Annotated in this window: 19 protein-coding genes and 1 riboswitch; of the genes, 10 read left to right on the forward strand and 9 right to left on the reverse strand. The window is 55.9% G+C overall.

Features of this window, described 5'->3' with window-relative positions:
* The first annotated feature begins 545 nt into the window (after positions 1-545).
* On the forward strand, positions 546-2135 hold the full coding sequence (gene purH, locus INT84_RS14125) for a bifunctional phosphoribosylaminoimidazolecarboxamide formyltransferase/IMP cyclohydrolase (RefSeq protein ID WP_194207299.1): 1590 nt from the start codon (positions 546-548) through the stop codon (positions 2133-2135).
* 15 nt (positions 2136-2150) lie between these two features.
* A complete protein-coding gene (purD, locus tag INT84_RS14130) occupies positions 2151-3440 on the forward strand; it encodes a phosphoribosylamine--glycine ligase (RefSeq protein ID WP_194207300.1) in 1290 nt (429 codons plus the stop codon).
* Positions 3441-3507: 67 nt separating this feature from the next.
* On the opposite strand, the gene INT84_RS14135 is transcribed toward purD, so the two are convergent.
* The 6 genes from INT84_RS14135 to nudC all read right to left on the reverse strand — a co-directional run bounded on the left by INT84_RS14135 (position 3508) and on the right by nudC (position 7865).
* Complete coding sequence (locus INT84_RS14135; protein WP_194207301.1) at positions 3508-4206, reverse strand: DUF1481 domain-containing protein; 699 nt, start codon at positions 4204-4206, stop codon at positions 3508-3510.
* Positions 4207-4212: 6 nt separating this feature from the next.
* On the reverse strand, positions 4213-4485 hold the full coding sequence (gene hupA, locus INT84_RS14140) for a nucleoid-associated protein HU-alpha (protein ID WP_159762011.1): 273 nt from the start codon (positions 4483-4485) through the stop codon (positions 4213-4215).
* 186 nt (positions 4486-4671) lie between these two features.
* Positions 4672-5262, reverse strand: coding sequence for a YjaG family protein (locus INT84_RS14145; RefSeq protein ID WP_176916979.1), 591 nt, complete (start codon positions 5260-5262; stop codon positions 4672-4674).
* A gap of 42 nt (positions 5263-5304) precedes the next feature.
* On the reverse strand, positions 5305-5976 hold the full coding sequence (gene nfi, locus INT84_RS14150) for a deoxyribonuclease V (RefSeq protein ID WP_176916980.1): 672 nt from the start codon (positions 5974-5976) through the stop codon (positions 5305-5307).
* Positions 5977-5985: 9 nt separating this feature from the next.
* Positions 5986-7050: a uroporphyrinogen decarboxylase gene (hemE, locus tag INT84_RS14155; RefSeq protein ID WP_194207709.1), complete on the reverse strand. Its 1065-nt coding sequence runs from the start codon at positions 7048-7050 to the stop codon at positions 5986-5988.
* 41 nt (positions 7051-7091) lie between these two features.
* Complete coding sequence (nudC, locus tag INT84_RS14160; protein WP_176916995.1) at positions 7092-7865, reverse strand: NAD(+) diphosphatase; 774 nt, start codon at positions 7863-7865, stop codon at positions 7092-7094.
* Positions 7866-7963: 98 nt separating this feature from the next.
* Here nudC and rsd point away from each other — a divergent pair, with 98 nt between their 5' ends.
* From rsd to thiH, 7 genes are all read left to right on the forward strand, one after another.
* A complete protein-coding gene (rsd, locus tag INT84_RS14165; protein WP_176916981.1) occupies positions 7964-8467 on the forward strand; it encodes a sigma D regulator in 504 nt (167 codons plus the stop codon).
* A 52-nt stretch (positions 8468-8519) separates the two neighbouring features.
* A riboswitch (TPP riboswitch) is annotated at positions 8520-8629 on the forward strand.
* An 81-nt stretch (positions 8630-8710) separates the two neighbouring features.
* Positions 8711-10606 carry a phosphomethylpyrimidine synthase ThiC gene (gene thiC, locus INT84_RS14170; RefSeq protein WP_194207302.1) on the forward strand — a complete coding sequence of 632 codons (1896 nt, stop codon included), beginning with the start codon at positions 8711-8713 and terminating at the stop codon, positions 10604-10606.
* Positions 10603-11247 carry a thiamine phosphate synthase gene (gene thiE, locus INT84_RS14175; RefSeq protein WP_194207303.1) on the forward strand — a complete coding sequence of 215 codons (645 nt, stop codon included), beginning with the start codon at positions 10603-10605 and terminating at the stop codon, positions 11245-11247. The genes thiC and thiE overlap by 4 nt, the downstream gene beginning before the upstream one ends.
* Positions 11234-11989 carry a thiazole biosynthesis adenylyltransferase ThiF gene (gene thiF / locus INT84_RS14180; RefSeq protein ID WP_194207304.1) on the forward strand — a complete coding sequence of 252 codons (756 nt, stop codon included), beginning with the start codon at positions 11234-11236 and terminating at the stop codon, positions 11987-11989. The genes thiE and thiF overlap by 14 nt, the downstream gene beginning before the upstream one ends.
* A complete protein-coding gene (gene thiS / locus INT84_RS14185; protein ID WP_194207305.1) occupies positions 11973-12173 on the forward strand; it encodes a sulfur carrier protein ThiS in 201 nt (66 codons plus the stop codon). The genes thiF and thiS overlap by 17 nt, the downstream gene beginning before the upstream one ends.
* 1 nt (position 12174) lies before the next feature.
* A complete protein-coding gene (gene thiG / locus INT84_RS14190; RefSeq protein ID WP_194207306.1) occupies positions 12175-12945 on the forward strand; it encodes a thiazole synthase in 771 nt (256 codons plus the stop codon).
* Positions 12942-14069, forward strand: a complete 1128-nt coding sequence (thiH, locus tag INT84_RS14195) for a 2-iminoacetate synthase ThiH (protein WP_194207307.1) — start codon at positions 12942-12944, stop codon at positions 14067-14069. The genes thiG and thiH overlap by 4 nt, the downstream gene beginning before the upstream one ends.
* A 159-nt stretch (positions 14070-14228) precedes the next feature.
* On the opposite strand, the gene INT84_RS14200 is transcribed toward thiH, so the two are convergent.
* Positions 14229-15374 (reverse strand): SIS domain-containing protein, encoded by a 1146-nt coding sequence (locus INT84_RS14200; protein WP_194207308.1) that lies wholly within the window; start codon positions 15372-15374, stop codon positions 14229-14231.
* Between the two features lies 1 nt (position 15375).
* On the opposite strand from INT84_RS14200, the gene INT84_RS14205 reads away from it, so the two are divergent.
* The gene (locus tag INT84_RS14205) at positions 15376-16200 is read left to right on the forward strand and encodes a GntR family transcriptional regulator (protein ID WP_194207309.1); all 825 of its coding nucleotides are present in this window, start codon (positions 15376-15378) and stop codon (positions 16198-16200) included.
* Here INT84_RS14205 and INT84_RS14210 read toward each other — a convergent pair.
* A complete protein-coding gene (locus INT84_RS14210; protein ID WP_194207310.1) occupies positions 16190-17503 on the reverse strand; it encodes a 6-phospho-beta-glucosidase in 1314 nt (437 codons plus the stop codon). The two genes, INT84_RS14205 and INT84_RS14210, sit on opposite strands and share 11 nt — an antisense overlap.
* On the reverse strand, positions 17503-18843 hold the full coding sequence (locus tag INT84_RS14215) for a PTS sugar transporter subunit IIC (RefSeq protein ID WP_194207311.1): 1341 nt from the start codon (positions 18841-18843) through the stop codon (positions 17503-17505). The genes INT84_RS14210 and INT84_RS14215 overlap by 1 nt, the downstream gene beginning before the upstream one ends.
* Positions 18844-19141: the final 298 nt, after the last annotated feature.

Here is a 19141-nt window from a genome sequence, read left to right on the forward strand (position 1 = left end):
GAATTAAACTTCGTAATGAATTACGTGTTCACTCTTGAGACTTGGTATTCATTTTTGCCTTTCGGCATTTAAGAATCCGTATCTTCGAGTGCCCACACAGATTGTCTGATAAATTGTTAAAGAGCAGTTGCGACGCGGCTTACAGCTCACCGTCGCGAGGTGGCGTATATTACGCTTTCCTCTTTCAGAGTCAACCCCGAATTTCAGGATTTTTCTCTTCAACCGGACCGGCTGTTTGTGTGAAGTGATTCACATCCGCCGTGTCGATGGAGGCGCATTATAGGGAGTTCTCGAGCGCCCGCAACCCCTAAATTACACAAAAATGACTGACTGCTGCATTCCACAGCAAAACCCCTGGTTATACCCATTTACACACAGAATTATCCACAGATCGTTAAAAGGACGAAAATTCGCGAGCGTTGCGCAAACGTTTTCGTTACAATGCTCGCGCAAAATGAAGGATGCCCCGCCTGGGGCGTTAGCTGAGTTTTTACGAGAAAATTCACCTAACGCTCTCTGTAATTTGCAAATCCAGGGGATTTACCATGCAACAACGTCGTCCAGTCCGCCGCGCTCTGCTCAGTGTTTCTGATAAAGCCGGTATCGTCGAATTCGCCCAGGCACTTTCCGCACGCGGTGTGGAGCTACTGTCTACAGGGGGTACCGCCCGGCTGTTAGCAGAGAAAGGTCTGCCGGTGACTGAAGTTTCCGATTACACCGGTTTCCCGGAAATGATGGATGGACGCGTAAAGACCCTGCATCCAAAAGTACACGGCGGTATCCTTGGCCGTCGCGGTCAGGATGATGGCATTATGGAAAAACACGGGATCGCGCCTATTGATATGGTGGTCGTTAACCTTTATCCGTTTGCCGAGACCGTTGCTCGTGAAGGGTGTTCACTGGAAGACGCCGTAGAGAATATTGATATCGGCGGCCCGACCATGGTGCGCTCCGCTGCCAAGAACCATAAAGATGTCACTATCGTGGTGAAGAGCAGCGACTACGAGGCCATTATTCATGAGATGGACAGTAATGAGGGTTCATTAACCCTTGATACCCGTTTCGACCTCGCTATCAAAGCCTTCGAACACACTGCCGCCTACGACAGTATGATTGCCAATTACTTCGGCAGCATGGTTCCGGCCTATCATGGCGACAGCAAAGAAGCATCAGGCCGTTTCCCGCGCACCCTGAATCTGAACTTCATTAAGAAGCAGGATATGCGCTACGGCGAGAATAGCCATCAGCAGGCTGCCTTCTATATAGAAGAGAGTGTCAAAGAGGCCTCCGTGGCGACCGCGCAGCAGGTGCAGGGTAAGGCACTCTCCTATAACAATATTGCTGATACCGACGCGGCGCTGGAGTGCGTCAAAGAATTCAACGAGCCTGCCTGTGTCATCGTTAAGCACGCCAACCCGTGCGGCGTGGCGGTCAGCACCTCTATTCTGGATGCTTACGATCGCGCGTACAAAACCGACCCGACCTCGGCGTTCGGCGGCATCATCGCGTTCAACCGCGAGCTGGATGCCGACACGGCGCAGGCCATCATCTCCCGTCAGTTTGTGGAAGTGATCATTGCCCCTTCGGCTACCGACGAGGCGCTGAAAATCACCGCCGCCAAACAAAACGTGCGCGTCTTGACCTGCGGTCAGTGGGCGGAGCGTGTGCCAGGCCTGGATTTCAAACGTGTTAACGGCGGTTTACTGGTTCAGGATCGCGATCTGGGTATGGTGAGCGAAGGCGAACTGCGCGTAGTCACCAAACGCCAGCCGACCGAACAAGAGCTGCGCGATGCGCTGTTCTGCTGGAAGGTGGCGAAGTTCGTTAAATCCAATGCCATTGTTTACGCTAAAGAGAAGATGACCATCGGCATCGGCGCAGGCCAGATGAGCCGCGTCTACTCTGCGAAAATCGCCGGAATTAAAGCCGCCGATGAAGGTCTGGAGGTGAAAGGTTCCGCCATGGCCTCTGATGCCTTCTTCCCGTTCCGCGATGGTATTGATGCCGCGGCGGCCGTAGGCGTAAGTTGCGTGATCCAGCCTGGCGGCTCTATCCGTGATGAAGAGGTGATTGCCGCCGCCGATGAACACGGCATAGCGATGATCTTTACCGATATGCGCCATTTCCGCCATTAATCCACGGAGCAGACGATGAAAGTATTAGTAATTGGTAACGGCGGACGCGAGCACGCGCTGGCGTGGAAAGCAGCGCAGTCGCCGCTGGTTGAAACCGTATTCGTTGCGCCGGGCAATGCGGGCACGGCGCTTGAGCCAGTGCTGCAAAATGTCGCCGTCAGCGCGACGGATATTCCTGAACTGCTGAATTTCGCGCAAAACGAGAAAATTGATCTGACCATCGTCGGCCCGGAAGCGCCGCTGGTGATCGGCGTAGTCGACGCCTTCCGCGCCGCCGGTCTGAAGATCTTTGGCCCAACCGAGGGTGCCGCCCAACTGGAAGGCTCCAAAGCCTTTACCAAGGATTTCCTCGCCCGTCATGCTATCCCGACGGCGGAATATCAGAACTTCACCGACATTGAGCCTGCGCTGGCGTACCTGCGTGAAAAAGGCGCGCCGATCGTGATTAAAGCTGACGGTCTGGCGGCAGGGAAAGGCGTTATCGTTGCAATGACGCTTGAAGAAGCGGAAGCCGCCGTTCACGACATGCTGGCAGGCAACGCGTTTGGCGACGCCGGCCACCGGATCGTGATCGAAGAGTTCCTTGATGGCGAAGAGGCCAGCTTCATCGTGATGGTTGACGGCGAGCACGTGTTGCCGATGGCCACCAGCCAGGATCACAAGCGCGTGGGCGATGGCGATACTGGTCCCAATACTGGCGGCATGGGAGCCTACTCTCCCGCGCCGGTGGTGACCAGCGACGTTTACCAGCGCACCATGGAACGGATCATCTGGCCAACGGTGAAAGGCATGGCGGCGGAAGGCAATACCTACACCGGCTTCCTCTACGCCGGGCTGATGATCGACAAGCAGGGCAACCCGAAAGTTATCGAATTTAACTGTCGCTTTGGCGATCCGGAAACCCAGCCCATCATGCTGCGTATGAAGTCCGATCTGGTGGAACTCTGCCTTGCAGCCTGCGAAGGCAATCTGGACGAGAAAACCTCAGAGTGGGATGAACGCGCTTCGCTGGGCGTGGTGATCGCGGCGGGTGGCTATCCGGGTGATTATCGCACCGGCGATGTGATCCACGGTCTGCCGCTGGAAGAAGTGGCCGACGGCAAAGTCTTCCATGCCGGAACGAAGCTTGCGGATAACGATCAGGTTCTGACCAGCGGTGGGCGCGTGCTGTGCGTCACGGCGCTGGGCCATACCGTCGCCGAAGCCCAGAAACAAGCGTACAAGCTGATGGCGGATATCCACTGGGACGGCAGTTTTAGCCGTCAGGATATTGGCTATCGGGCGATTGCTCGCGAACAGCAATAATACTCTTCCAGGCTCCCCTCCTCCGTCCGGCGGGGAGCTTTTCAGCTACGTTTACCTGTCCTTTAGCTCAGAACTCATCTTCTTTCGGCTGCCACGTGCAGAAGTCTTCATTTGCCACCAGCAGTAGCTGAGAGCCTTCCGGTGCTTCCAGCCACGCCACGCTCACGTCAACGGATGAATGGCTCTGGCGGCGCTCAATATGGCGTAGCGCCCGCGCGTCAAAGTCTGGCTTAATCGTCTCGCCCGCGCAGGTGGTAATGGTGTGGTTCTGATGCCAGCGCCCCTGATACAGCATGACGCGCCCCTGACGCAGCGCATCGCTGGTCTGGCGAATTTGCTGAGCGCGGTAGCGATACAGCTCAATGCGGTCACTGGAGAGCTGCTGTTTCTCGCCATTCACTTCATGCTGCATAAAGCTGAGTTCACCGCGATCGTCAAAGCGGACCCGAATATGTTCGGCAGGCGTGTCATACAGATTGAGTTCAATCAGCGCCAGGGTATCGCCCTGCCAGCGATACTCGCTGGTAGACGTCGTCCCACTGCGCCACGGGCTGAATACGGAAAGGAGATGCACCTCCCCGTCGATATCTTTGCGCCATATTCGCACCGCGCCCCGGTCGTCAGCGTAGCCGCTGGCGGTGAACGGAGGCAGGGACGAATGATGACCGCAGGCCGACAGCAACAGCACGCCTGCCAGCGTCAGGACCCGACGCCAGACAGACAAAAGGGGCGAGAACGCCCCTTCGTTAAAACTGTTCGCTGTCACGCAATATTACTTAACTGCGTCTTTCAGAGCTTTACCAGAGACAAACGCCGGCACGTTAGCTGCGGCAATTTTGATCTCGTTACCGGTCTGCGGGTTGCGGCCAGTACGCTCAGCGCGGTGGTTTACCTTAAAGGTACCGAAACCAACCAGTTGTACAGCATCACCTTCTTTCAGAGACTCAGTAATAGCAGCCAGGGTGGATTCCAGAGCAGATTTTGCCTGTGCCTTAGACAGATCAGCCTTGTCCGCAATTACATCAATCAGTTGAGTCTTGTTCATAAGTTATCCTTACAATGTGTTTATCGCTTGCTAAGCATCGAGTGCGATGGAAATGCCTGAAAAGCACTCTCCTGCATACACGCACCGATAGCCACTTTTTTTCGCCCTCCAAATGTAGACCAGACGGGGGGCTAATGGGAAGCCTCCAGGCATGACAAATCAGGCGTTAAATCACGTTTTATTGTCTCATTGCTGCAAATTTATACCGATATTGCTCTCACCCGCCTCTCGCAGGTCCGCACGCAGCCCTTTTATCAGCTCAATGTCGCGCTCTTCGCAGTCGGCCAGAAGGCGGAAAATCTCCCACTGAATGTCCCATTCCTGTTCCACTGCCGGGTTCACTCTCAACTCTTCATCGGTCATTTCCCGACCGGCCTGAGACATTTCCAGCATCGCAACGGTAGTGATTGAGGCCTTGCTGACCTCAATGGCATGTTCCAGCGTTTCACCGCTCAGACGGGAATGAATGAGTTCGCTCAGGGCAACACAGGCATCAATCGCCGGATAGACACCGTAAAGGTCAAAGTCGTCTGCCGACGGGATCGCCTCTTCCAGCTTCTCCAGTTGGCTGTCGAAATTCACCTTCGCATCTTTTACCGTCAGCGTTTCCCAGATGAGGTCGACAATACGGCGGTAAAGCTGCGGGTCGGCAAACTCGGTTTGCTGGCAGAACATGGCGTAGTTAGGGTACATACGCTCGCACAGACAGGCCATAAAGGTGGTGTGCTGCCAGCTTTCCAGCTTCTCCAGCCGCAGATGGATCGGGTTTTGTAGCATGATGAGATCTCAAATTCGGAAATTAGCCGCAGTTTACCTGAATCAGCCGTTAATTTCCTGCCATCGCACAAAGGCGGTGCGCCGTGACGCGACGGCATCTGCCCAACGGGTTGGCTCCGGCAGGCGGTAGCCCTTCATACAGCGCTGTACCCACGCCAGGGCGGTATCCGTGCTAACCCGGTGGCCGGTGGCCACAAACAATGGGTTGCAGCGCGTCTTACTGCGCCACACCCAGGCAAGCTGCTCGCCTTTGTCCATCAGCGGAGCCAGCGCGCCCGGTTCGTCGGAGAGCGGCTCAAATTTGCCGCACAGCCGCTTTTTCGCCACGCCAATGGTCGGCACGTCTACCAGCAGGCCAAAGTGGCTGGCAACGCCCAGACGGCGCGGATGCGAAATGCCGTGACCGTCGACAAACAGCAGGTCGGGCTTCTGCGACAGCATCTCCCACGCCGCCATCAGCGCGGGATACTCGCGAAACGAGAGAAAACCGGGAATGTACGGCATGGTGGTAGGGATGCGCGCGATCTGGTGCTCGACCAGTTCCAGCGAGGGATATTTCAACAACACCATCGCTGCCCGCGTTACTTCGCCACCCTGCTCGAATCCGACATCCGCCCCGGCGATCAGCTGAGGCGGATCTCTGTCCAGGCGATCCTCGCGGATCACTGATGAAGCCAGTTCAAATTGTTGAGCGCGTAGCGATGCAAGATCCATAACAACTCCTTACAGATGGTAAGGCGCAGAGAGACGATGAACCGCCTCGACAAATACGCCTGCATGTTCCGGTGGGACATCCTGATGGATGCCGTGACCAAGGTTGAAGACGTGGCCTTCACCCTGGCCGAAACCTGCAAGTATAGTCGCCACTTCCTCTTCGATGCGTTCAGGCGCGGCATAAAGCATTGACGGATCCATATTACCCTGTAGCGCGACTTTATCGCCGACCCGTCGACGCGCGTCGGCAATATCGGTGGTCCAGTCGAGGCCCAGCGCGTCGCAGCCGGTCTCCGCGATAGCTTCCAGCCACTGACCGCCGCCCTTGGTGAATAATGTCACCGGCACGCGACGGCCGTCGTTTTCACGCAGCAGGCCATCAACGATTTTATGCATGTAGTAGAGCGAGAATTGCTGATAATCGCGCCCGGTCAGCACGCCGCCCCAGGTATCAAAAATCATCACTGACTGCGCGCCCGCACGAATTTGCGCGTTCAGATAGAGCGTCACACTTTTCGCCAGCTTATCCAGCAGCGTATGCAGGGTTTGCGGCTCGGCATACATCATCTTTTTGATGACGGTAAAGGCTTTGCTGCTGCCGCCTTCCACCATATAGGTCGCCAGCGTCCACGGGCTGCCGGAGAAGCCAATTAACGGGACTTCGCCTTTCAGCTCGCGGCGAATGGTGCGCACGGCGTTCATCACATAGCCCAGCTCCAGTTCCGGATCGGGAACCGGCAGTTTATCGACGTCCGCTTTGCAGGTAATCGGGGAGGTAAAGCGCGGACCTTCTCCGGCTTCAAAGTAGAGGCCCAGCCCCATCGCATCAGGGATGGTCAGGATGTCAGAGAAGAGGATCGCCGCATCCAGCGCATAACGACGCAGCGGCTGCAATGTGACTTCACAGGCCAGTTCGGCGTTTTTGCACAGCGACATGAAATCGCCCGCTTGGGCGCGCGTCGCTTTGTATTCCGGCAAGTAGCGCCCGGCCTGTCTCATCATCCAGACAGGGGTGACATCCACAGGCTGACGCTGTAGCGCGCGCAGGTAACGATCGTTCTTCAATTCGGTCATCATGATTTCCTTTTACGTTATGCCCGACAGTATATAGGAAATTACGCGTCCTCTGCCCGACACAAGGCAACAGTATCTTCAATCAGTCGTCGTGCCACGGTACCTGCTTCCGGTAACAGCGGCAGGTTGTCGTAGCGATACCAGCCCGCATCCAGCAGCTCTTTCGGGTCGATGACAATCTCGCCGCTGTCGTACTCCGCCATAAACGCGGTCATCAGCGACTGGGGGAACGGCCACGGCTGGGAGGTGACATAGCGCAGATTTTTTACCGTAATCCCGCTCTCTTCCATCACTTCACGAGCTACCGTCTGCTCAAGGGTCTCGCCGACTTCAGTGAAGCCTGCCAGTACGGTATATACACCGTTACGGTGACGGGTGTGCTGTGCCAGCAGGATCGAATCGCCGCGGCGGATGGCGACGATAATGCACGGCGCAATTTGCGGGTAGTAACGTTCACGACAGTGGCTACAGAGCATCGCCCACTCGGTCTTGCTTGGATGCATGGTATGGCCGCAGTAGCCGCAGAATTTATGTGAGCGATAGAATTCGGCTAGCTGAACGCCACGCCCGGCGAGCTGGAATAATCCGGCATCCTGGGTAATGACCTGGCGCACCGATCCCATCTCCCGGTGACGCTGTTGCTGCACTAACCAGACCGGTTCGCCTTCCCATTCGCCGATGTGGAGTGCGCTCTGCCCCACAAGATCAAAATTTACCGCCTCGCCATGTGGTAATTCCCCAGCGGGCAGCCATAATTTTTGTTCATGGCTGACGATCCACCAGCCACGATCGGACTTCTCAATAATACGGACCATAATCACTTGCACAACCTTAGTTTCACTGGCATGTTGATAACATTATTTTTACATTTTTAGTGAACAATTTTTCTAATCTACATTTTACGGGGTCATTTATGCTAAACCACCTGGAAAGACTGACAGAGCGCGTTGGAGGAAGTAATGAGCTCGTCGATCGCTGGCTACAGGTGCGCAAGCAGCTGCTGGTGGCTTACTACAATCTTGTTGGCCTCAAGCCGGGTAAAGAATCAGTTACCCAGCTTGACGAAAAAGCCCTTGATAACTTTTGCCATAGCCTGGTTGAGTACCTTTCTGCCGGTCATTTCAGTATTTATGAACGCATTACCAGTGAAATGGAAGGGGCAAGTCCACTTATCGCCGCGACTAAACTTTATCCGCTGCTGGAAGCCAATACTCAGGATATTATGGCTTATTACGATTCCAGCCTGGAAAATGCCATCGACCATGATAATTATCTCGAATTCCAGCAGGCGCTTTCCGGTATCGGCGAGTCGCTGGCCGCACGCTTTACGCTGGAAGACAATTTGATTCAGCTTGCTTTTGAAAACAATCTCAAAGATAGCGCCAATGACGAAGCTAACGTTGCGCGCCCGGCTTGAGTTCTTAACGATTAGCGCGTAATTTATTCACATTGCCCCTCTGCGGAGGGGTTACATCTTGTCGGAGTGCCTTGTGTGAAAGCACAGGCTGAGACCGTTAATTCGGGATCCGCGGAACCTGATCAGGCTAATACCTGCGAAGGGAACAAGAGTAATTCTGCTTTTGACCTGCCGTTACGGGCACGTTCATCCATTACTCCATCCGTCGTCTGACAAGCCACGTCCTTACTTTTGGAATGAGCTATGTCTGAACCTAAAATGACCCACCGCGAACAACGCGAGCACGCACAACGCTTTATCGACACTCTCGAAGGCACCGCCTTCCCGAACTCAAAACGCATCTACATCACTGGTTCTCAACCGAATATCCGCATTCCGATGCGCGAGATCCAGCTGAGTCCGACGCTTATCGGCGGCAGTAAAGAAAATCCTCAGTTTGAAGACAACGACGCGGTGCCGGTGTATGACACGTCCGGTCCGTATGGCGATCCTGCGGTCAAAATCAACGTCCAGCAGGGTCTGGCGAAGCTTCGACAACCGTGGATCGACGCGCGCAACGACAACGAAGCGTTGCCTGAGCGCAGCTCAGCGTATACCAAAGAACGTCTGGCGGATGATGGACTGGACGACCTGCGTTTTACCGGCCTGCTGACGCCGAAGCGGGCGAAAAGCGGGAAGCGCGTGACGCAGCTGCACTATGCGCGTAATGGCATCGTGACGCCGGAGATGGAATTTATCGCCATCCGGGAAAACATGGGCCGCGAGCGCATCCGCAGTGAAGTGCTGCGCCAGCAGCATCCGGGCCAGGGTTTTGGCGCACGCCTGCCGGAAAATATTACCCCGGAGTTTGTGCGTGATGAAGTTGCCGCCGGGCGCGCCATTATTCCCGCCAATATTAACCACCCTGAGTCGGAACCGATGATCATTGGCCGCAACTTTCTGGTCAAGGTGAACGCCAATATCGGCAACTCGGCGGTCACCTCCTCCATTGAAGAAGAGGTGGAAAAGCTGGTGTGGTCGACCCGCTGGGGGGCGGACACGGTGATGGATCTCTCCACCGGACGCTATATTCACGAGACCCGCGAATGGATCCTGCGCAATAGTCCGGTGCCCATCGGCACGGTGCCGATCTATCAGGCGCTGGAGAAAGTGAATGGGATCGCTGAAGATCTGACCTGGGAAGCCTTCCGCGATACGCTGCTGGAACAGGCGGAACAGGGCGTGGACTACTTTACCATTCACGCGGGCGTGCTGCTGCGCTATGTGCCGATGACCGCCAGGCGTCTGACGGGAATTGTCTCGCGCGGCGGCTCGATTATGGCGAAATGGTGCCTCTCCCATCACAAAGAAAACTTCCTCTACGAACGCTTCCGTGAGATCTGCGAAATCTGCGCCGCTTACGACGTCTCGCTCTCCCTCGGCGACGGCCTGCGTCCCGGATCTATTCAGGATGCCAATGACGAAGCCCAGTTCGCTGAACTGCATACGCTGGGCGAGCTGACCAAAATCGCCTGGGAGTATGACGTACAGGTGATGATCGAAGGCCCCGGCCACGTGCCGATGCAGATGATCCGCCGCAACATGACCGAAGAACTGGAGCACTGCCACGAAGCGCCGTTCTATACGCTGGGGCCGTTGACTACCGATATCGCGCCGGGTTACGACCACTTCACTTCAGGCATCGGCGCGGCGATGATCGGCTGGTTTGGCTGTGCGATGCTCTGCTACGTCACGCCGAAAGAGCACCTCGGTCTGCCGAACAAAGAAGATGTCAAACAGGGGCTGATTACCTACAAAATCGCCGCTCACGCCGCCGACCTGGCGAAGGGCCATCCGGGCGCACAAATTCGCGATAACGCCATGTCGAAGGCACGCTTCGAGTTCCGCTGGGAAGATCAGTTCAACCTGGCGCTCGATCCGTTCACCGCCCGCGCGTATCACGATGAAACCCTGCCGCAGGAATCCGGCAAAGTGGCACACTTCTGCTCCATGTGCGGGCCGAAATTCTGCTCGATGAAAATTAGCCAGGAAGTGCGCGATTTCGCGGCGAAGCAGGAAGTGGAATCCGGCATGGCGGACATGTCCAGTAGCTTTCGGGCTAAAGGCGGCGAGATCTACCTGCGCCAGGAGGAAGTATGAGTTATCAGCCTGATTTCCCCCCGGTCCCCTTCCGTCTGGGGCTGTACCCGGTCGTCGATAGCGTGGCGTGGATCGCCCGCCTGCTGGATGCGGGCGTGCGCACGCTGCAACTGCGTATTAAAGATAAACAGGATGAAGAGGTCGAAGCTGACGTCGTGGCGGCTATTGAGCTGGGACGCCGCTATGATGCACGATTGTTCATCAACGACTACTGGCGGCTGGCGATTAAACACAGCGCTTACGGCGCACATCTGGGTCAGGAGGATTTAGAAACCACCGACCTGAAAGCCATTCAGACTGCCGGGTTACGTCTCGGCGTCTCCACCCACGATAATATGGAAATCGATATCGCGCTGGCGGCACGGCCTTCCTATATCGCTCTCGGTCACGTTTTCCCCACCCAAACCAAACAGATGCCTTCCGCGCCGCAGGGGCTGGACCAGCTTGCCCGCCATGTTCAGCGGCTTGCGGATTACCCGACCGTCGCCATCGGCGGCATCAGTCTTGAACGCGCTCCGGACGTGCTGGCAACCGGCGTGGGCAGTATTGCCGTGGTAAGCGCCATTACCCAGGCGGCGGACTGGCGGGCGGCCACGGCGCAGTTACTTCATCTTGCGGGGGTGGGCGATGAACGATCGTGATTTTATGCGCTACAGCCGACAAATTTTGCTGGAGGATATTGCCATTGACGGCCAGCAAAAATTGCTCGACAGCCGGGTACTGATTGTCGGGCTTGGCGGCTTAGGCGCGCCTGCCGCGCTTTATCTGGCGGGCGCGGGCGTCGGTACACTGGTACTGGCGGACGATGACGAGGTTCATCTGAGTAACCTGCAACGCCAGATCGCCTTTACTACCGACGATATCGCCCGTCCGAAAGCACAGGTGACGCAACAGCGTCTGTCGCGGCTTAATCCGGATATCGAACTGGTAGCCCTGGAACAACGGCTCACCGGCGACGCGCTCAACCACGCGGTAGCGCAGGCCGATGTGGTGCTCGACTGTACGGATAATATGGCAACCCGTCAGGCCATTAACGCGGCCTGCGTCAAAAATAGCACGCCGCTCATTACCGCCAGCGCCGTCGGCTTTGGGGGTCAACTGATGGTGCTGACGCCGCCGTGGACCTACGGCTGCTATCGCTGTCTATGGCCCGATGAGCAGGAGCCTGAGCGTAACTGCCGCACCGCGGGCGTGGTGGGTCCGGTGGTTGGGGTGATGGGGTCGCTACAGGCGCTGGAAGCCATTAAGTTACTCAGCGGCATCCGTAGCCGCCAAGGCGAACTGCGGCTCTTTGACGCCAGAGCGAACAGCTGGCGCAGCCTGACCCTGCGCCGCGCCAGCGGCTGCCCGGTGTGCGGAGGTCGTCATGCAGATCCTGTTTAACGACGAACCGATGCAGTGCGCGGACGATCTTACCATCGCCGCTCTGCTCGACAGGCTTCATCAACTCAAACCGGGCGCGGCGCTGGCGCTTAATCAACAGATCCTGCCGCGCGAGCAGTGGGAGCAACAGATCGTGCAGGAAGGCGACCAGATCCTGCTTTTTCAGGTTATCGCCGGAGGCTGACATGCTACGTATTGCTGATAAAACCTTTGATTCCCATCTTTTTACCGGAACCGGTAAATTCGCCTCCTCACAACTGATGGTAGAAGCCATTCGCGCCTCGGGCAGCCAGCTGGTGACGCTGGCGATGAAACGCGTTGATTTACGCCAGCAGAACGATGCGATCCTGGCACCGTTGCTGGAAGCGGGTGTCACACTGCTACCCAATACCTCCGGCGCGAAGACGGCGGAAGAAGCGATATTCGCCGCGCAGCTGGCCCGCGAGGCGCTGGGTACTCGCTGGCTGAAGCTTGAAATCCATCCTGACGCCCGCTGGCTGCTGCCGGACCCTATCGAAACCCTGAAAGCCGCCGACGCGCTGGTGAAGCAGGGTTTTGTTGTACTGCCCTACTGCGGGGCCGATCCGGTGCTGTGCAAACGTCTGGAAGAGGTCGGCTGCGCCGCCGTTATGCCGCTCGGTGCGCCGATTGGCTCGAATCAGGGGCTGGAAACCCGCGCCATGCTGGAGATTATTATCGAGCAGGCAACGGTGCCGGTAGTGGTGGATGCCGGTATCGGTGCCCCCAGCCATGCGGCACAGGCGCTGGAGATGGGCGCTGATGCCGTACTGGTTAATACGGCGATTGCGGTGGCCGACGATCCGGTGATGATGGCGAACGCGTTCCGGCTGGCCGTCGAAGCAGGTGTTCTCGCGCGTCAGGCGGTGCCGGGCGCGCGCAGCAGCCAGGCCGTTGCCACCAGCCCGCTAACCGGCTTTCTGGAGGCCAGCGCATGAAAACCTTTACCGACCACTGGCACACGCTGGACTGGGATGACCTTCGCCTGCGCATCAATGCCAAAACGCCTGCCGATGTGGAACGGGCGCTTAACGCGACGCACCCGACGCGCGACGATATGATGGCTCTGCTCTCACCTGCCGCCAGCAACTATCTGGAGTCGCTGGCGCAGCGGGCACAGCGCCTGACCCGCCAGCGCTTCGGCAACACGGTCAGCTTTTATGTCCCGCTCTACCTCTCCAACCTGTGCGCCAACGACTGCACCTACTGCGGCTTCTCAATGAGCAACCGCATCAAGCGTAAAACGCTGGATGAGGCGGAGATCGCCCGCGAATGCGATGCCATCCGGGAAATGGGATTTGAACATTTGCTGCTGGTCACCGGTGAACATCAGGGTAAGGTCGGCATAGATTACTTTCGCCGTCATCTGCCTGCGATTCGCCGCCGTTTCGCTTCGCTGCAAATGGAAGTACAGCCGCTGGCGCAGGAAGAGTATGCCGAACTGAAAACGCTTGGCCTGGACGGTGTGATGGTCTATCAGGAAACGTACCATGAGGCCGAATACGCCCGGCACCACCTGAAAGGCAAAAAGCAGGATTTCTTCTGGCGGCTGGAAACGCCGGATCGTCTCGGACGGGCGGGGATCGACAAGATCGGCCTTGGCGCGCTGATTGGCCTGTCTGACAGCTGGCGTGTGGATTGCTATATGGTGGCGGAACATTTGCTGTGGCTACAAAAGCACTACTGGCAAAGCCGCTTTTCCATCTCCTTCCCGCGTCTGCGTCCCTGCGCTGGCGGCATTGAGCCTGCCTCGATTATGGATGAGCGTCAGCTGGTACAAACCATCTGTGCATTTCGCCTGCTGGCACCGGAAATTGAGCTGTCGCTGTCAACCCGTGAATCGCCGTGGTTTCGCGATCGGGTGGTGCCGCTGGCGATAAATAATGTCAGCGCGTTCTCCAAAACGCAGCCTGGCGGCTATGCCGATGACCACCCTGAACTGGAGCAGTTTTCACCGCACGACGGACGCCGCCCGCAGGAAGTGGCCGATGCCCTCGCCGCACGTGGCCTGCAACCGGTCTGGAAGGACTGGGACAACTTTCTGGGACGCGTCTCGCAATAATCGCGCAAGCCAGTGTCGGAAGATGAAAAAGCGTCCGTAACGCCTCGCAAAGCGCGCGTCGGGAAGTGGAAACCCATTCCCCGACGCTTTATGCTCTCTCCGTCAGCAAAGGAAGCTGACCAGGGCGGAATGCTTTCCTCTCACCGCCCTGCCTCACGCTCAGTAAACGGTGACTTTTGCGACTTTCGCTACTTTACCGTCGCGTGAAGGATTATCCGGAGTGACGCCGAGTGCGATGGCCCGGTACAGACCCGCCAGCTGAGCAAACAGAACGTAGAGCATGGCGGAAAATGACTCATGGAGCTGGGCCAGTTCCGGACTGGCAAAATGGTAGTAACGATCGCAGACGTCATGGTTGTCAGACAGCGCTTCATGACCAATACCGATAATCTGCGCCTCGGCGCTGCGCTCGCGGGTTAGCTCGCTCATCATGTCCAGATCGTAGCGGCGGATCTCAGGACGCGCAGCGATATAACCCACCACGGTCGCATCGCGATTGACGGTCAGCTTCGGCCCGTGGCGGAATTCCAGCATCGAATGCCAGGCGGTCATGATGCGCCCGTTGCCCATCTCCAGCAGTTTGAGACTGGTTTCGCAGGCGATGGCTTTCAGAGAGAGCGCGCCTACGGCCACCATATTGTCACGCGGTTCTGCGGCCCATTGCTCAATATCTGCGGCGTAGTTGTCGAGGAAGTACGCTGCGCCACGCTGAAGCACAGGCAGCACACGCTCCAGCTCCGGCCAGCGCTCCGGTGCCAGTAGCAGCATGATATACCACATGGGCACGGTAAACTCGGAGGTAGCCGCAAAGCTGCCGTTAGAGGTGCCTTCCGGCACGGCAACAAACAGTCCGTTCGCCTGTTCGCTGGCCAGCTGTGCCAGGCGGCTCTGCGCGTTATTGGTAATAGCAATATGCGGCGTGCCCGGATGCGCCGCCAGCTGCCGCTCCACGACCTTAACGGTTTCCGGCGTATTGCCGGAGCTACTGACTGATACCAGGATGAGATTTCCGCAGGCGATTTCCGGTGCCAGCACCAGATCCGTCGCCGGGATCACTTCCACCTGGCGGGCTAATACGTTGCGTAACCAGTTAATGCTGGCCTGCGCCGCCAGCAGGGACGATCCCGCGCCGGTAATGATAATGCGGCTTTCAGCATCGCACTGTTTCCAGAAGGTGTTGATGTCCTCGCGCTGCGCGTTTACCAGGGCCAGCCCTTCCTGCCACAGACGCGGCTGATTCACTATTGCCGCAGCGGTTAACGCCGCGCCTTTTTCCTGCCACCAGCTTTCGTTATGATTCAGCATAATGATTTTCCAGATTTTGTTATCCTTACGTCTGGCGAACGTGGTGCCATCGCATTCCGACGCCAGTCTTTTAATGAATCTCTCCGGGACCGCCATGAAGCCAGTCTATATTCTGATCCGCGACACGCTCAGGCGTGATATTCAAAACCAGAAGTATCCCGTCGGCGCGCTCATTCCTTCTGAGCGCGAGCTGGCGGAAACGTATCAGGTAACGCGCGCTACGGTTCAGAAAGCCATTGCCCATATGCAACAGGAAGGCCTGGTGAAAAAAATCGTTGGCAAAGGCACGTTTGTTTGCCGGACCTTCGCTCCCCCGGTTTACCTGCTTAACCCGGAAGGGAAAAACAGCGCGCTGGGCGTCACCCAGGAGCTGAGCGAGAAGGCGACCATCACCAGCCAGCTGATTTATCATGTTCAGCAGCCAGCGGGGACACATCTCGCCAGCCAGTTCGGCGTATCACCGGATGAACCGGTTCATGCCATTCGCCGTGTGCGTCTCTTCGATGGCGTCCCGGCCCTGGTCGAAGACAGCTATATCCCGCTGGCGATCGTCGCCACGATTGACGACGACACGTTACAGCACCACTCCCTGTACACTTTTATCGAAAAAGCCTGCCAGCAAAAAATAGGCGGCACGGATTCCGAAGTAGCCGCCAGCCTGTTTGATGCGGAAATGGCGAAACTGCTGAGCGTCCCGGTTAACTCTCCGATGCTGCATATTAAGGAGCGCACGTGGCTGGCCGACGGCACGGTGTTTAACTACTCCTGGAGTTATAACCGTGGCGACCTGTTCCGCATGCGCAGCCATAAAGTGCTTACGCCCTGAAAAACTGCGGCAGATAGTCGCGATGGGCTTCCAGCAGTTCGTCCAGCACAACCTTCGCGACTTTGCCCGACGGCACCAGCGGGTTGAGCGTAAGCGCCTGCAACGCCGCGCCGTAGCTGCCGGTAACGGCTGCCTCAACCGCCATCTCTTCCCAGGATTTCATTACAGACACCAGGCCGGAGACGGTGGACGGCAGCGGATCGTTGTTTAACGGAATCGCACCGTAGCGACCAATCACGCAGGTGGTTTCAATCGCCACGTTATCCGGTAACGAGCGGATCGCGCCGTTATTGCGTACGTTCACCGTCATCAACAAATTCTTGTCGTTGTAGATAGCGCTGATCAGCTCGCAGGCGGCTTCGGAGTAATAGGCCCCGCCGCGCTGCTCAAGCTGTTTTGGCTTTTCATGCAGGTCGGGATTTTTATACAGCTCAAACAATTCATGCTCGACGGCTTTCACCACTTCGCCGCGCGTGCCGTGTTCGGCATACTCATGCAGCTGTTTTTCCAGCACGTCGCTGGTGGTGTAGTAATACTGGTGATACGGGCAGGGAATGACGCCCAGATGCTGAATTTGCTCCTGTAGCCAGGGGATGTCGGGGATATTTTTCGGCTTATGCTCGCTGTCATACTTCAGGTTTTTCAGCACCTCCGGCATCACATCTTTACCGTCCATATAGACATGCGTACCGTATAAGAAGTGGTTCAACCCTACCAGTTGCAACAGGAAGCGGGATTTATCTACGCCGAGGATCTCCGCCACCATCCGCTGCATGGATTGCGAAAGGTTACACAGGCCGACGCATTTAATCCGGCTATGCTTGATGACCGCTTCCGTCACAATGCCGCTTGGATTAGTAAAGTTGATAAGCCACGCATCCGGGCATAGCGCCTCCATATCGCGGCAAATATCCAGGATCACCGGGATAGTGCGCAGCGCTTTTGCCAGCCCGCCCGCACCGTTGGTCTCCTGGCCAATCAGGCCGTGAGAAAGCGGAATACGTTCGTCTTTGATACGCGCATCCAGCTGCCCTACCCGTAGCTGCGTCGTCACAAAGTCGGCATCCTTCAGCGCTGCACGACGGTCAAGCGTAAGATGGATCTGGCAGTCGATGCCCGCCGCTTCCACCATTCGTTTTGCCAGATTGCCGACGATTTCGAGCTTCTCCCGACCGGCCTCCACGTCTACCAGCCAGATCTCGCCAATCGGTAACTCATGATATCGCTGAATAAAACCTTCTATGATTTCTGGGGTATAAGAGCTACCGCCGCCGATAGTGACTATCTTAAGTTTCTTATTCATTATGCGGTCCTTGTAATATTTTGTTCGGATAATTCATCTGTCATTTCTGTTTTCAGGCTAACTTCATCGCGCAAATATTGCCGATCCAGTGTCATCACAAAGGGATAATAAATCGTCATCGCCACGATGAGGTTTATCGCCTGGAATAACATCCCTTTCCAGCCACAGATCAGAAAGCCACTAATAAAAATCGGCGTTGTCCAGGGGATTTCCAGCCCGGAGGTTAACGGCAGAAAACCGCTTGCCATCGCACTATAGGTAATCACGCAAAGCACGACTGGCACGATAATAAAAGGAATAAGCAGTAGCGGGTTAAGTGCAATGGGTACGCCGAAAATAATGGGTTCGTTAATATTAAAAATGGCAGCCGGTGTTGCTAGTTTTGCAATTTCACGCATGCGCTTACTTTTGGCGCGGAACAACATCACCAGTAGCATGGCCAGCGTAAAGCCGGTGCCGCCGCAAATCAGGAACACGTCGCGGAACTGTTGCGTAATGATATTCACAGGCGCTAAACCGGTTTTCATCGCCTGCAAATTTTCCAGGGTCAACGAACGCCAGACCGGCCCCATGATCGCGGTGACGATAGAGTCGCCATGCAGACCAAAGAACCAAAAGAAGCTGATAAAAAATTCAGCGATCATCTGTGAAGGCAGCGTGTTGCCCAGCTTCATCATTGGCGCTTGCAGGACCGTGAAAATCATCTCTTGCACGGTGCCATAGGTCGTGTATTCAAACAGCAGACGTATTAACCAGAAAAACAGCACGATTAATAATGAAGGAATGAGTGAACTGAAGCTATTCGCTACCGCCGGGGGCACGCTATCCGGCATGGTAATCATCAGGCGGGGATGGCTGCACAGACGATAAAGTCTGACCGCGATGAGCGTTACAATAATTGACAGGAATAACCCCTGGGCACCTAAAGCAAAAACCGGGATCACATCGCTGATCGCCCCACCCTGCTCCTGCGGCAGTTTAAAAGGGGTAATAATCATAAAGCAGACCAGCGAAATAAGTGCACACGATATTTCATTGAGTTGCCAGCGTTTCGCCATACTGATACTGATGCTGACAACCACCAACAGCGCCATGATTGAATAGGTCGCATCAAGAATATAATTAAGCTGACTAATGAATTTATCGCCAAAAAAACCAATGATAAAATCGTTGTATCCAGGGAAAGGCAGGTTGGCGATCAGTAAAAAGAAGGAGCCAATAATCAGGAACGGCATAATCCTGATAAAACCATCCTTGATCGCAGAAAGATAATCGTTGCTTTCAATTTTCATTGCCAGTGGCAATAAATTTCTTTCCATCACTTCAGTGAACTTGTTCATATCATTCTCACTGTCCTTGCATTGGCCAAGTGGTATATACCACCATGCCGCGATAATATTTACAGCTGCTTTTTGTGTCAATGGCTGAGGAGATGAACAGTAAGGATTAAACGTGTTTTGTGACTGGAGGCACATTTGAAGATGACCTGCTCCCCGACACGCTTCAGGTCGCCGATCGTATCAGTACGCGCCGATTCAATGACAAAATGTAACCGGTTTCAGTTTTTTGATGATTTCTTTGTGATGCCTTACACACATTCAGCGCAAAAACGTTGTCTGCCGTTCCTTCAAAGGATAA

This window comes from Superficieibacter sp. 1612_C1 (assembly GCF_015234305.1).
GTDB lineage: Bacteria > Pseudomonadota > Gammaproteobacteria > Enterobacterales > Enterobacteriaceae > Superficieibacter.